Annotated in this window: 1 protein-coding gene; it reads left to right on the plus strand. The window is 62.2% G+C overall.

Annotated features, from left to right (window positions below; translation table 11 throughout):
- On the plus strand, nucleotides 1-897 hold an 897-nt coding region (locus ABT116_RS48180), incomplete at its 5' end, for a hypothetical protein (protein ID WP_351647837.1).
- Nucleotides 898-1,198: the final 301 nt, after the last annotated feature.

Here is a 1,198-nt window from a genome sequence, read left to right on the forward strand (position 1 = left end):
ATCGGACTGATTGCCGCGATCGTGGCATGCGTCGGATACGGCGTTGCATCGGTGCTGCAGGCGTACGGTGCGCGCAAGTCGGCAGCTGCCGCCGAGCAGCGAGGCGAGGCCGGACACGTGACGGCGTCGGGTGGCCCGACCCTGCGTTCGACCTTCGCCGCCGCGCTGACTGCATCGTTCATCCTGGGCACCGTGCTCGATGCGGTCGGATTCGCCGGTAGTGCCATCTCCGCGCGCCTCATTCCACTGTTCTTGTCGCAGACTGTGGTCAGCGCCAATCTCGTCATCACGGCAGTGCTGGGGACCGTGGTCCTGGGCATCCAGTTGCGTCGTCGTGACTGGTTCGCGATCGCCGCGGTGATCGGATCGCTCCTGCTGCTCGGATTGTCGTCGGGTCACGCGGGCGGCGGGAGTTCCAACGACGCCGTCCACTGGGGTGTCCTCGTGGGCTCGGCGTTGATCTTGCTGATCGGCATCGGTTTGATCCGATGGTTGGGCTCACGCGCAGCAGTTGTCGCCGGGTTGATCTCGGGTGTGCTGTTCGGCTGTCTGGCCATTGCCGTACGCGTGGTCTACGGAATCGATCCGTTCGAAATCGGCACGATGCTCCGCGATCCGGCCGGCTGGGCAATCCTCGTCTCGGGTCTGGGCGGTTTCTATCTGCACACGGTCGCGTTGCAACTGGGATCCGTCAACGGCGCGACAGCGGCTCTGGTTGTCGGCGAGACGCTGGTTCAGGGAATCGTCGGCGACGTGGTTCTCGGCGACGCGTCGCGACCGGGCCTTGAATGGCTTGCCGTCGTCGGCTTCATCGGAGCGATCGCTGGCGCCGTCGCCGTGGCTGTCTTCGGCGCGGCGAGCCACGAGGAGAAACCCGCCGAAGAAGTGACCGTCTGATGTGGCGGAACTCGAGTGGTTCGTAGTTCTTTCGAGCTAATACTTTTGGCGGATACTGTTTTTCGTTCGAACTTCTGCACGGCATTTTTTTCAACCGTTCGACGAATCTGCAACAGCAGGTTCGAATGAACCTGCGTCGCTGTTCGGTCGGTCCAGCGGTAACGGAAACCGCATTTTCGCAGATAGTTCTCATGCGCGACCGATGCCTCGCATACGTTGTGCGGTCACAGTCGCCGGGTCGTAGACCGGAGGAAAGTAATGAGCAGCTTGGACATTCAACGTTGGTCGAACGACTTCACAG

The sequence above is a fragment of the Streptomyces sp. NPDC002130 genome (genome assembly GCF_040296465.1).
Lineage (GTDB): Bacteria > Actinomycetota > Actinomycetes > Streptomycetales > Streptomycetaceae > Streptomyces.